11 protein-coding genes are annotated in these 12,004 nt (G+C 66.7%); 3 read left to right on the top strand and 8 right to left on the bottom strand.

Annotation, left to right across the window (positions count from 1 at the left end; all coding sequences use genetic code 11):
• Positions 1-14 precede the first annotated feature (14 nt).
• Together EU513_RS08375 and EU513_RS08370 are read left to right on the top strand one after the other, a co-directional pair.
• The gene (locus EU513_RS08375) at positions 15-1,649 is read left to right on the top strand and encodes an AMP-binding protein (protein WP_129625437.1); all 1,635 of its coding nucleotides are present in this window, start codon (positions 15-17) and stop codon (positions 1,647-1,649) included.
• A gap of 122 nt (positions 1,650-1,771) precedes the next feature.
• Positions 1,772-3,271 carry a hypothetical protein gene (locus EU513_RS08370; RefSeq protein ID WP_129625436.1) on the top strand — a complete coding sequence of 500 codons (1,500 nt, stop codon included), beginning with the start codon at positions 1,772-1,774 and terminating at the stop codon, positions 3,269-3,271.
• Positions 3,272-3,407: 136 nt separating this feature from the next.
• On the opposite strand, the gene EU513_RS08365 is transcribed toward EU513_RS08370, so the two are convergent.
• Positions 3,408-4,208 (bottom strand): crotonase/enoyl-CoA hydratase family protein, encoded by an 801-nt coding sequence (locus tag EU513_RS08365; RefSeq protein ID WP_129625435.1) that lies wholly within the window; start codon positions 4,206-4,208, stop codon positions 3,408-3,410.
• A 95-nt stretch (positions 4,209-4,303) separates the two neighbouring features.
• On the opposite strand from EU513_RS08365, the gene trxA reads away from it, so the two are divergent.
• The gene (trxA, locus tag EU513_RS08360) at positions 4,304-4,693 is read left to right on the top strand and encodes a thioredoxin (protein ID WP_129625434.1); all 390 of its coding nucleotides are present in this window, start codon (positions 4,304-4,306) and stop codon (positions 4,691-4,693) included.
• Positions 4,694-4,767: 74 nt separating this feature from the next.
• Here trxA and EU513_RS08355 read toward each other — a convergent pair whose 3' ends face one another.
• The 7 genes from EU513_RS08355 to EU513_RS08325 form a co-directional block, all read right to left on the bottom strand.
• Entirely contained in the window at positions 4,768-5,220 is a 453-nt protein-coding gene (locus EU513_RS08355; RefSeq protein WP_168990210.1) for a DUF2599 domain-containing protein, read from the bottom strand.
• Positions 5,221-5,224: 4 nt separating this feature from the next.
• Positions 5,225-5,845: a class I SAM-dependent methyltransferase gene (locus tag EU513_RS08350; RefSeq protein WP_240795977.1), complete on the bottom strand. Its 621-nt coding sequence runs from the start codon at positions 5,843-5,845 to the stop codon at positions 5,225-5,227.
• Positions 5,842-6,909, bottom strand: a complete 1,068-nt coding sequence (locus EU513_RS08345) for a prenyltransferase (RefSeq protein ID WP_129625432.1) — start codon at positions 6,907-6,909, stop codon at positions 5,842-5,844. The genes EU513_RS08350 and EU513_RS08345 overlap by 4 nt, the downstream gene beginning before the upstream one ends.
• Entirely contained in the window at positions 6,906-7,622 is a 717-nt protein-coding gene (locus EU513_RS08340) for a class I SAM-dependent methyltransferase (RefSeq protein WP_129625431.1), read from the bottom strand. Before EU513_RS08340 ends, EU513_RS08345 begins: the two co-directional genes overlap by 4 nt.
• The gene (locus EU513_RS08335) at positions 7,609-8,895 is read right to left on the bottom strand and encodes a glycosyltransferase family 4 protein (RefSeq protein WP_129625430.1); all 1,287 of its coding nucleotides are present in this window, start codon (positions 8,893-8,895) and stop codon (positions 7,609-7,611) included. The genes EU513_RS08340 and EU513_RS08335 overlap by 14 nt, the downstream gene beginning before the upstream one ends.
• A 4-nt stretch (positions 8,896-8,899) precedes the next feature.
• Positions 8,900-10,432 carry an NAD(P)/FAD-dependent oxidoreductase gene (locus EU513_RS08330; RefSeq protein ID WP_240795976.1) on the bottom strand — a complete coding sequence of 511 codons (1,533 nt, stop codon included), beginning with the start codon at positions 10,430-10,432 and terminating at the stop codon, positions 8,900-8,902.
• 81 nt (positions 10,433-10,513) lie between these two features.
• A complete protein-coding gene (locus tag EU513_RS08325) occupies positions 10,514-11,995 on the bottom strand; it encodes a glucose-6-phosphate dehydrogenase (protein WP_129625429.1) in 1,482 nt (493 codons plus the stop codon).
• Positions 11,996-12,004: the final 9 nt, after the last annotated feature.

Genomic DNA, 12,004 nt, shown 5'->3' with positions numbered 1-12,004 from the left:
CTTACGCTCGCGACATGACCGAGCCGTCCGCGCAGCTGTCCCACACCCACGGCGAGACCGACACTCCGCTGATCGAGCAGACGATCGGCGACAACTTCGACGCGACCGTCGCGAGCTTCGGCGATCGGGGAGCCCTGGTCGACGTCGCACAGGGCAAACGCTGGACGTACGCCGAACTGCAGTCGGACGTCGATCGGTTGGCCCGCGCGCTGCTCGCCGTCGGCGTCGCCAAGGGTGACCGCGTGGGCATCTGGGCACCGAACCGCAGCGAGTGGGTCCTGGTTCAGTACGCGACCGCGAAGATCGGCGCGATCCTGGTCAACATCAATCCCGCCTACCGTGCACACGAGTTGAAGTACGTGCTGAAGCAGGCCGGCATCTGCTATCTGTTCGCGGTCAGCGAGTTCAGGACCAGCAACTACGCACGGATGGTGCAGGGCGTGCGGCACGACTGCCACGATCTGGTGGACGCGATCTACTTCGAGACCCCGGAGTGGGACGCCCTGCTGGCCCAGGCGGACGACGTCACCCCGCAAGCGCTCGCCGACGTCCAGTCGGGCCTCGACAACAACGACCCGATCAACATCCAGTACACCAGCGGCACAACAGGATTCCCGAAGGGCGCAACGCTGAGTCACCGCAACATCCTGAACAACGGCTTCTTCGTCGGAGAAACCTGCCGCTACACCGAGCAGGACCGGGTGTGCATCCCGGTGCCCTTCTACCACTGCTTCGGCATGGTGATGGGCAACCTTGCGTGCACCAGTCACGGCGCCTGCATGGTCATCCCGGCGCCTGCGTTCGACCCGGCCACCACTCTTCAGGCGACCCAGGACGAGAAGATCACCAGCCTGTACGGCGTCCCGACCATGTTCATCGCCGAGTGGGGTCTGCCGTACTTCGCCGACTACGACCTGTCGAGCGTCCGTACCTGCATCATGGCCGGCTCACCGTGCCCGGCGGAGCTGATGAAGAAGCTCATCGCCGCCGGCATCGAGCAGATGACGATCTGTTACGGCATGACCGAGACCTCGCCGGTCAGCACGCAGAACCGCACCGACGACACCTTCGAACAGAAGGTCGGCACCGTCGGCCGCGTGATGCCGCACCTGGAGATCAAGATCGTCGACCCCGTCACCGGTGAGACCCAGCCGCGCGGCAGCAGCGGCGAGTTCATGACCAAGGGCTATTCGGTGATGCTCGGCTACTGGGAACAGCCGGACAAGACCGCCGAGGCCATCGAGGACGGCTGGATGCACACCGGCGACATCGGCGTGATGGACGACGCCGGCTATGTGCAGATCAGCGGCCGGATCAAGGACATGGTGATCCGCGGCGGCGAGAACATATATCCGAGGGAGATCGAGGAGTTCCTCTACACCCACCCCGACATCGTCGACGCACAGGTGATCGGGGTGCCGGACGAGAAGTACGGCGAGGAGTTGTGCGCCTGGATCCGCCTGACGCAGGGCGCCGAGCCGATCACCTCCGAGTCGTTGAAGCAGTTCTGCTCCGGCCAACTGGCTCACTACAAGATCCCGCGTTATGTCGAACTCGTCGACGAGTTCCCGATGACCGTAACGGGCAAGGTGCGCAAGGTCGAGATGCGCGAGACGACCACCGCGAAGCTCGGCGTCGGCGGAGAGTGACCACTTTTTTTCCAGATATTTCTTGTTCCCCAAAATATCAACGCGAAAGATCTCGGTACGCCACGATGACGTTGCGTAACACGGTGAGGGATCGTGGCCGCTCGCAAGGGGGACGACGGGGTATGAGCTGGGGAAAGATTCGGGGTGCACCCCGGCGCCTGCCCGCCGACGAACACGACCTGTTCGACTCCTCGATCGACGTCGCGGCACGCACTGCCTGGTTGCTAAGGGTCAGCAGAATGGCCTCACCGTGGGGAGCCCGCACCGCGGACTCGTTCGTCCATCGTCTCGCCGAGGTCGGCTACCGGATCAAGCATGGGTCACAGGTATCGCATTGGGAGAGCGGACGGTTCACCGCTCCACTAGCTCTGGTCGCTGCCTACGAACGCGCGCTGAGCCTGGCACCCGCCGAGTTGCTCGGAGCCGTCGCGAGCATGCAGCAGACCTACCGGGTGACGGTGGCCGAGCCGATCCCCGACAACCGTGACCAACTCTTCACGCAGATCTCGATGCTCAACGAGGCGATCGCGGAAGGCACGGCCAACGGTCACGACTGGTTGACCCTGGTCATCCTCACCACCGACCCCCGGATCACCCCTCCGCCGCGCGGCACAGCGCGCCTGATGGCACACGGCCTGACGACCGAGATGCTGCGGTCGGGACATTTCGACTACTCCTCGCGTTGGGCGGCGTTGTCGATCCTGCTCGGCGACAGCCTCTACCAGGAGCTGGCGGAGCAGGAGATCGTCGCGGTCGCGCAGCAGCCCGGGGCCCCGTTGGCCCGCAATGCCTGGGACGCGTTGTCCCAGTCGACCCGCAAGGGTGTCGCCGCAACCCTCATCGAGCAGTTCGTTTCCGGCGACGACGAACGGGTGCTCGGCATCTCGTTCGGTCTGGCAACCATGATCGGCCGGCGTCAGCTCGGCGCCCAGGATGTCGAGGCCTTGCAGGACCGGCTCCGGGTGATGGCCCGGGAAGGATCCCCACAGGATCGCGACATCGCTTACAGCCTGGCGGGTCGGCTCGGCGGACGCACGATGGCCGCGGTCGGCCACCCACCACCGGCACAGTGGAGTCAACGCGGCTTCGTCGAGCGCCCGCCGCACTACGACGATTACCTCGCCGCCGTCCGCGAGGCCTCCGGCTTGAACGACGACCCGATCATCGACCGCCTCCTGCAGGAGGCGCTGTCGAACCTGTGGCTGGAGAAGCGACAGTTGGCGCAGGAACTCATCGGTGCCAGCCCCTACCGGGACGCCGTGGCACGCACCGCGATCCATGTGGCGACGACGTCCGCCGTCAGCCAGGCGCGTCGCAGTGCCTCGAACCTGTTGCGGCAAATGACCCCGGACGACCCATCGTTGTTGCGCCGGTTGCTGTTCGCGACCGACCCGAAGGTGGTCTCGGACGGACTGATCGCGATCGGACGTGGTGGCGCACTCGATCCGGCAGCCTTGGCTCCCTTCCTCGATGACCCGACGACGCGGCAGGACGCTCTGATGGCCGCCGGCATGCTCGGCCACACGGGCGTCGCGGCGACGGACGAGGAGCAGGTCGCAGCCGACTGGTGGGCTCGCGGAGGCGGACGACGCACGACTCCGGGCACCCCGGTAGGCGGCTGACGCAGGTCAGATCCGCCCACGACACCGTAGATGCCGGTCGTTCCGTCAGGCTTGCGAACGTCGTCCTCGCGGACGCGCAGTCAGGCGTTCTCATAGATCGGGCGGCTGTCGAGCTGCTCCCAGCTCATCGAAACGATCAGCGCGTCCCGCGCTCGACGAACTGCGGTGCTTCCCGCTTCAGGCCCGCTGCCCGGGCGATCTTCGCGTTGCGGCCGAACAGCAGTTTCACCTGCTCGCGTCGCTCAGCCGCGAAGGTGCGCCGGGCCGACGATCTGTGGTGCTTGTCGAACAATCGCTTGGCGGCGGCGAGGGCGTCCGGCGATTTCGTCGTCAGCGTGCGCGCCAACTCGAACGCGGCCCCGCGCGGGTCGGCCGCGACGGTGCCGGCGAGACCGAGGTCATGGGCGTCCTGACCGCTGAGCACCTCGGCGGTCATCGTCAGTCGCTTCGCGGTCTCCACCCCGACCAACTCCGAGAGCGAGCGCACCCCGCTCATGTCCGGGATGAGGCCCCACTTCCCTTCCAGCACAGACCATTTGGCGTCCGGCGTCGTGATCCGGAAGTCGGCGGCGAGCGCGATCTGGATGCCGCCGCCGTAACAGTGGCCGTGCACGGCGGCGATCACCGGGGCGGGGACACGTCGCCAGGCCCAGCACGCCTCCTGGAACACATTGGTGCCCCGCCACGGCACCGGCACCAGACCCACGGGGATCTGCCAAGGCTTCTTGGACACCGAGCCGAAGTCGAGTCCGGCGCAGAACGCGTCACCGTTTCCGCTGATCACGACGGCGCGCAGCGTCCGGTCCTTGCGCAGCCGGTGCGCGGTGGATGCCAGATCGCGCAGCATCTCGAAGGTGAGGCCGTTGTACTTGTCCGGGCGATCGAGGCGGACGTCGGCGATGCCGTCTCGGACGGTGCAGCTGATCAAGGAGGTCACACGCTCACGCTACTTCGCCGCGGCCCGACACCTGCGGGAATGCTGCAGCCCGTGAGACGTTGGACGAAGAGAACCCGATTTCAAGGAGGGCCGGCATGGCCACCACCACCCTGACCACCGAGAACTTCGTCGAGACCATCCAGAACAACGACATCGTTCTCATCGACTTCTGGGCCGACTGGTGCGGCCCGTGCAAGATGTTCGCTCCGGTGTACGACGCCGAATCGAACAAGCACGAGGACATCGTGTTCGGCAAGGTCGACACAGAGGACCAGCGCGAACTCGGCGGCGCAATGAACATCAGCAGCATCCCGACCGTCATGGCCTTCCGTGAGGGCGTGATGGTGTTCAGCCAGTCCGGTGCGATGCCGCCGGCGATGCTGACCGATCTGATCAAGCAGATCCGCGAACTGCCGATGGAGAAGATCCACGCCGAGATCGCCGAGCAGCAGGCCGCCGAGGGCGACGCCGCCCAGCAGAACTGACTCACTACTGACTTACTACTGACTCGATCAGTTGAACGCCGCCGCCTTCGGGTTGCGGCGTTTGCTGCGTCCGGCTACTCAGGTCCGCCCGGATTGCAATAGGCGCTCACGACCTGGTCCATCGGGACGGCCATCCGCCAGGTTTCCAGGTTCCAGGTCGCTTTGGATCGGGCGTAACGCCAGTGACAGGCGAACTGGCGTTGCATCGACACGGTGTCGGCCCGCGGCTCGCGCCTGGCGACCTCCGCCCAAGCAGCCGCCTCCTTCTCCTCCCCCAGCACGGCGCGTCCGGCGCCGGTGGGCGTGACGATCAGGTCGTCACCGTGCCGTCCGGGCCGCCAGGTGAGCGTGCCGATGTAGGGCGGACCCGGCTGCGGTGTGCTCGTCGATGTCGTAGCCGGCGACGGCCGGATCGAACTCGACGTCGAGCTCATGGTGGACGTGTTCGGGGAGGACGTGGTGGTCGGCTCGGTGCTCGAGCAGCCGGTACACAGCAGCGCGACTGCGAGGACGACGACCCGGCGCACGGTCTCAACTACGCGATGTCGGGCGGCGCAGGACTCGCAACGAACCATGCACCTCGACCTGCTCGAAGCCGTCCGTGAGCGCCGACTGCACCACGTGCCAGGGCGCCTGGCCACCGTCGGCAGGGTCGGGGAAGACGTCGTGCACGAGCAGCAGAGCGCCGGGGACGAGGTGCTGCGCGAACGCGCGGTAGTCGTGCTGCGCGGTCTCTTCGGTGTGGTTGCCGTCGAGGAAGAGCACTTCGAGCGGTGTCGCCCACCAGGCGCCGACCACCCGGGTGTCGGCGACGACGGCACTCAGCACGTCGGCGTACTCGTCGAGCACCGGGCGGAAGGTGGCGAAAGTGTCAAGGCGTCCGGATCGTTCGTCGACCATCGACTCGTCGTGCCACTCCCAGCCGGGCTCGTTCTCCTCGGACCCGTGGTGGTGATCGACAGTGACCAGCCGGGCACCGGCCCGCCGTGCCGCGTCCGACAACAGACGGGTCGACTTGCCGCAGTACGTACCGATCTCGAGCCAGACGCCGGGCTTGGCGGCAAGCGCGCTGGCATGCAGCGCCTCGCCCTCGTCGTCCGGCATGAATCCCTTGGTCGCGTCGACCGCCGCCCGCAGTTGCTCCGAGATCAACTCGCCGCTCCTTCGATCGCGCCGCCCCAGCCACTCCAACCACCGGCATCACGAAACAGCGAGGCTCCCCCGGTGGCTTGTCCTAGCGCGTCGGCCGCGAGCAGGACGGCCGCGGCCGACCAGGTGGTCTGTTCCACCGGCCAGACCTGCTCGTTCGGAATGTTCATGCCGGTCCAGTAACCACCGGTCTCCTCGTCGAAGAGGAACTGCACGTCATTGAAAAGCTCTGTGGCACAGTCGGATTCACCGATTGCATCCAGAGCTGCGACGAGCTCGACGGTCTCGGCCGCGGTCACCCACGGCTCGTCGGCCACACAACGGATACCGCGTCCGGGCCATCCGAAGGTCTCCCAGCCGGAGTCGATCAGCCGCGCGGCAGCTTCGTCGCGCACGGCCCCGGTGAGCACCGGGTAGTACCAGTCCATCGAGTATCGACTGCGATCCTCGAACACCTCGGGCGAGTTACGGATCGCGTCCCGCAGCCCACGACCGGCGGCCCGCCAGCGCGGGCGGTCGTGGCCCAGCGTCTCGGCGATGAGACAGGCGCATTCGATGGCCTGCAGGGTGCTGCACGAGCCGGTGAGCAGCGCCTGGTCGTCCCATTCCCGCTCGACGTTCATCGCCCAGGAGATCGCGCCGGACGCAAGCTGTCCACGCACCACGAAGTTGATCGCCGCTTCGACCGTCGGCCAGAACCGGGCCAGCGTCGCGCTATGTCCGGTGACCAGGTAGTAGTGCCAGACACCGACCGCGATATAGGCGCACTGGTTGGTGTCGGCTGCAGCTTCCTCGACGACGCCGGCGGTCTGCTTCATCGGCCAGGATCCGTCGGGCCGCTGGGTACGCGCCGACCACAGGTAGGCCCGGATCGCCTCGTCGTGACGACCGGCCACGGTCAGACCCATCGCGGCCTCGACGTGATCCCAGGGGTCGAGGTGGCCGCCGCGGAACCACGGCAGCGCACCGTTCGGATCCTGTTGCGAAGCAATGAAATCGCCGATCCGGACGACGCGCTCGTGGGTGAGCGCGTCGTGCAACGAGAGGTCGCGTGCGGGTGCCGTCATGAATGCTCCGGCTTGCGGAGGTAGACCACGAAACTCTTGCCGAGCACCGGGTCGAGCGACTTCTCGGCGAGCCGGGTGACCAGCGGCGCGCTCATCATGTCCCAGACCAACAGGCGGTGGTACGCCTTCGTCGCGAAGTTGTCGTTGTCGCTGCCGACCGCGCACTTCAGCCACCAGTACGGGGCGTGCAACGCGTGCGCGTGGTGCTGCGCGTACGGCTGGAATCCGGCGCGGGTGAGCTTGTCGACGAGTTCGGACGCCTTGTAGATACGGATGTGTCCGCCCTCGACCTCGTGGTACTCATCGGAGAGCTTCCAACAGACCTGCTCGGGCCAGTTGCGCGGCACGGTCACGGCGACCAGACCACCGGGTTTGGTGATCCGGAACAGTTCGGCCATCACGGCCTCGTCCTCATGGATGTGCTCGAGGATCTCCGAGGCGATCACCCGGTCGAAGCTGCCGTCGTCGAACGGCATCGCGCGGGCGTCGCCGGCCTGCACCTGGGCGATGGCTGGGAAGCCCGCTTCACCCTCGGCCTCCATCGCACCGAACATCGTCTTCACGTCGGCCAGGTCGGATTCGTTCATGTCGAATGCAGTCACGTTGCAGCCACGGCGATACGCCTCGAAGGAGTGCCGTCCCTGGCCGCAACCGACGTCGATCAGGTTCATCCCGGGTGAGACCGGGAAGCGGTCGAAGTCAACGGTCAACATGTTCGTTCTCCTTCATCGTGCCGGGCGTCCGTCGAGCACGGATCACGTCCCGGTAGAGGTCTGCTGTTTGTTCGGCGACGGCACGCCAGCTGTACGTCGCCACCGCGCGCCGTCGACCGGCCGCGCCCATGGCGGTACGAAGATCCGGCGAACTCAGCACTTCGGTCAGTGAATTTGCCAGTGCGACAGGGTCGTTCGGCGGCACGAGTGCACCTGCGCCACCGGACACGAGCGTCGGCAGGGCGCCGACCGCGGACGCGACGACCGGCGTCCCACACCCCATCGCCTCGATCGCCGGGAGCGAGAATCCTTCGTATCGCGAGGGCACGACGAGGGCTTCGGCCGACCCGATGAGGCCGGCGAGTTCGAGATCGGTGAGGCCGGAGCGGAAGCTCACCCGGTCGAGCAGGCCGGCGTCTGCCAGCGACTTCTGGGTGCGTTCGCTCGCGGCTGCGACGATGATCAGTTCCGACCACGCGTCGGTGCGCATGTTCTTCAGCGCTTCGATCAACACCGGCACGCCCTTGAGCGGCACGTCGGCCGACGCGATCGTCACCAGCCGCCCACGGACGCGCGGCAGCGACGGCGGCGCGAACGTCTCGACCGCCACCCCGACCGGGACGATGCTGATGCGTTCGCGGGGCACGCGGAAGTCGGTGACGATGTCCTGCGCCGAACCCTCGGACACCGTCAACACGTGCGAAGTCTTTCGAGCGACGCGAGCCTGCATCTGGACGAAGCCGTAGAACCGACGCTTGGTGACGCGATCCCACCCACGGGCGTGCTCGATCTCCAGGCGACGGTCCCGGCTGATCGGGTGATGGATCGTGGTGAGCACCGGTAGCCCGCGTCGCTCCAGTTCGAGGATGCCCGGAGCGAGCGTCTGGTTGTCGTGCAGCACGTCGAACTGCGACAGCCGCGAGCGCAGCAGGCGGTCCAGGCGAAGACCGAACACCCGGGGCTCCGGGAACCCCGCAGTGCACATCGTCGCGAACTCCAATACGTCCAGATCGGAACGAAATTCGCGGATGTGCGGGGTACGGAAGGGGTCGGGCTCGCGGTACAGGTCAAGCCCCGGGACCGTTGTCAGCCGCACCCCTGCGTCCAACTCGGGATAGGGCGGACCGCTGAACACCTCGACGTCGTGGCCGAGTGCGACCAGTTCCCGCGAGAGATTGCGGACGTACACGCCCTGGCCGCCCGAGTGCGGCTTGCTGCGATACGACGACAGCGCGACCCGAAGGCCGCGCTCGGCACGTACGTTCTGCGGCACGGACTCACACCACCGCGGGAGCGGCGATCTCCTGGATGTCGTGCTGCTCTCCGCGACGGACGAACGTCATGTCCTTGCTGACGTCGGCTCGCCGGGTGTCGCGCCGGTCGCGCAGGTAGTTCTGGTGCAGGAACCACGGTGCGCGGTCACCCTGCTTGGGGAACTCGGCCATCGACCGCAGCACGTACCCGGCGTCCAGGTCGAGGGCCGGTCGGGCGTCCATGGCGGAGTCGACGTGCGGGTAGCCGTACGCGTACCCCTGGGCGTCCAGGTGGTTGATGAACGTCGCGAAGTACTGCGACGTGAGATCGGCACGCAGCGTCCACGAGGCGTTGGTGTAACCGACGCACATCGCGATGTTCGGCACGCCGTTGATCATCATGCCGCGGTAGATGTAGCGGCTGCCCATGTCGACCTTCGCCCCGTCGACGGTGAGCGTGATGCCGCCACCGGCGAGCATCTTCAGCCCGGTCGCCGTGACGACCGCGTCCGCCTCGATGACCTGACCGGATCCGGTGCGGATGCCTTCGGGCACGAACGAGTCGACGGTGTCGGTGACGACATTCGCCTTGCCACTCCTGATGGCCTTGAACAGGTCGCCGTCCGGCACGATGCACAGCCGTTGGTCCCACGGCCCGTACGGCGGGGTGAAGTCGCGCTCGGTGACGTCGGTGCCGCGCACCTGGGCCATGACGCCCTTGCGCAACATGTTGCCGATCGTCTTAGGCGCCCGGCGGCTGGCCAGGTAGAGGGAGAGCGCCTGAGTGGCGTTCTTCATCCGGATCATGCTGTAGGCGCGTTGCGGCGACAGTGTCCGTTGCAGCACGTTCGCGATCGGGTCGGTGTTCGGCAGCGCCAGGACGTAGGAAGGCGTGCGCTGCAACATCGTCACCTCTGCGCCCCGGTCGGCGAGCGCCGGGACAAGGGTGACGGCGGTCGCGCCCGAACCGATGACGGCGATCTTCTTGCCTGCCGGGTCGAACTCCTGCGGCCAGAACTGCGGATGGATGACCTCACCCCGGAAGTCGTCACGGCCGGTGAACGCGGGGTCGTAGGGCTCGTCGTAGTCGTAATAGCCCGAGCAGAGGTAGATGAAGCGGCTGCGTACGGTGCTTTCGCCGCCCGGTGTGGTGAGCGTCAGCGTCCACTCGGCGGTGGCGCTGTCCCAGGAGGCGTCCGTGACCTTGGTGCGGTGGACGATGCGCTCGTCGATGCCGTGCTTGGCCGCAGTGTCCTTGAGGTAGTCCAGGATGTCGGCGCCGTCAGCGATGGACTTCTTACCGGTCCACGGCTCGAACGGCAGCCCGAGGGTGAACATGTCCGAGTCGGAGCGGATGCCCGGGTACTTGAACAGGTCCCAGGTGCCGCCCATGCTCTCGCGGCCTTCGAGGATGACGTAGTCCTTGTCCGGACACATCGTCTGCAACCGGTAGCCGGCATCGATCCCCGACAGACCGGCACCCACCACGACGACGTCGTAGCGGTCCTTGAGGGCAGGGTGCTGCCGCGTCTGCTCGTGCATCTGCTGTTCGGACACCGTCGGCTCCTTGCTGTTGCGGGCTGACCAAGCCTAAGTTACCGGCGAGTTCCGGGGAACCGTCACGGGTGGACGAACGCGTCAGCCCTTGGCGGGACGAGCCGTCGTCGTCCGCGCGGTACGACCCTTGTTGGACGTCGAAGTGAGTTCGGCGCTCTCCTGACCGATGGCGACCGAGTCGTCGGCCAACCAGCCCTCGGGTCCGTCCGAGCCGGCCTTGTACTGCTGGATCGGCACCAGATTCTGTTCGAATGCCTTGATCGCCGGAGCGACGATCTTCCAGCACAGTTCGGCCGAGTCCGCTCGCACGCTGAGCAACTGGTTGTCGTCCATCAGGTAGCGCAGCACTTCGCCGTAGGCCGTCATCTGCGCTCCCGCGAGATCGGCCGACAGCGTCTTCTGCTCCAGGTCGAGCGGGTCACCCTCGGCGTTCATCGACAGCTTGAACGACACCCGTCCGGGCTTGAGATCGATGATCATCGCGTCGCCGGTGTGGTCGCCGATGAACCCCTTGGGCAGGTGCGGCACGTCGCGGAAGTAGACGATGACCTGCTTTCGGGGAGCGCCCATCGCCTTCCCGCTGCGCAGCACGAACGGGACGCCGGCCCACCGGTTGTTGTCGATCTGGACGGTGAGCTGGGCGAGCGTCTCGGTGTTGCGCGAGGATTCGACGCCCTTCTCCTTGACGTACGAGGGCACGCTGCGGCCGTTGATCGAACCGGCGGTGTAGCGCGCGCGCTGCGCGTGGTCCTTCGGGTTGTTCTCCCAGATGTGGGTGGCACGCAGCACCTGAGCCTTGAGATCGGCCAGTTCCTGCGGATCGAGACTGGCGATCGGCTCCATCGCGAAGATGGCCAGGATCTGCAGCAGGTGGCTCTGCAGCATGTCGCGCAGCGCACCTGCCTGGTCGTAGTAGCCGGCGCGGCCCTCGAGCGCGAGGTCCTCGTCATAGAGGATCTCCACCCGCTCGATGTGCTCGGCGTTCCAGATCGGTTGGAGCATGCGGTTGGCGAACCGCAGGCCGATGAGATTGAGGACGGTCGAGACGCCGAGGAAGTGGTCGACGCGGAAGATGCGGTCCTCGTCCACCACTCGCTGCAGTTGCTTGTTGAACTGCCGGGCCGACTTCTCGTCGGCGCCGAACGGCTTCTCCAGACCCAGACGGGTGGACGCGGGCAGGTCGAGCTTCTCCAGTTGGGCGCAGACCTTCATCGAGATGGCCGGCGGGAGCGCGAAGTAGACGACGAGTTCGCCCTCGGCCACCTGGACGAGGTCGGCGAGCGCGGACAGGTCGAGCAGGTCGGCCTTGATGTAGTGCGCCTTGCCGGCGATGCGCCCGGCGGTCTTCGCGTCGGCGCCGCCCTTCCTCAGCCGATCGCGCACCAGGGCGCGGAACGAGGCCGTGGTCAGGTCGGCACGGTCGGCACCGATCACCTGCACCTCGCGGTCGGACTCGACCGCCAGCAGGCTGCCGAGTCCGGGGAGCAGCAGGCGCTGGGTGAGGTCACCGCCGGCGCCGAGGATGAGGAAGGTGACGGACTTGGTCGTCTGCTTCGTCGTCATGGGGACCGA

This window comes from Yimella sp. RIT 621, from assembly GCF_004146205.1.
Taxonomy (GTDB): Bacteria; Actinomycetota; Actinomycetes; order Actinomycetales; family Dermatophilaceae; genus Yimella; species Yimella lutea.
The sequence above is the reverse complement of the archived record's forward strand: the minus strand, read 5'-3'. Positions and strand labels throughout refer to the sequence as shown.

What these genes read in the sequence shown, in the direction of transcription:
- EU513_RS08340 (WP_129625431.1), bottom strand. Translation starts at nt 7,622, where the DNA reads ATGTTGACCGTTGACTTCGACCGCTTCCCGGTCTCACCCGGGATGAAC.
- EU513_RS08325 (WP_129625429.1), bottom strand. Translation starts at nt 11,995, where the DNA reads ATGACGACGAAGCAGACGACCAAGTCCGTCACCTTCCTCATCCTCGGC.
- trxA (WP_129625434.1), top strand. Translation starts at nt 4,304, where the DNA reads ATGGCCACCACCACCCTGACCACCGAGAACTTCGTCGAGACCATCCAG.
- EU513_RS08370 (WP_129625436.1), top strand. Translation starts at nt 1,772, where the DNA reads ATGAGCTGGGGAAAGATTCGGGGTGCACCCCGGCGCCTGCCCGCCGAC.
- EU513_RS08345 (WP_129625432.1), bottom strand. Translation starts at nt 6,909, where the DNA reads ATGACGGCACCCGCACGCGACCTCTCGTTGCACGACGCGCTCACCCAC.
- EU513_RS08375 (WP_129625437.1), top strand. Translation starts at nt 15, where the DNA reads ATGACCGAGCCGTCCGCGCAGCTGTCCCACACCCACGGCGAGACCGAC.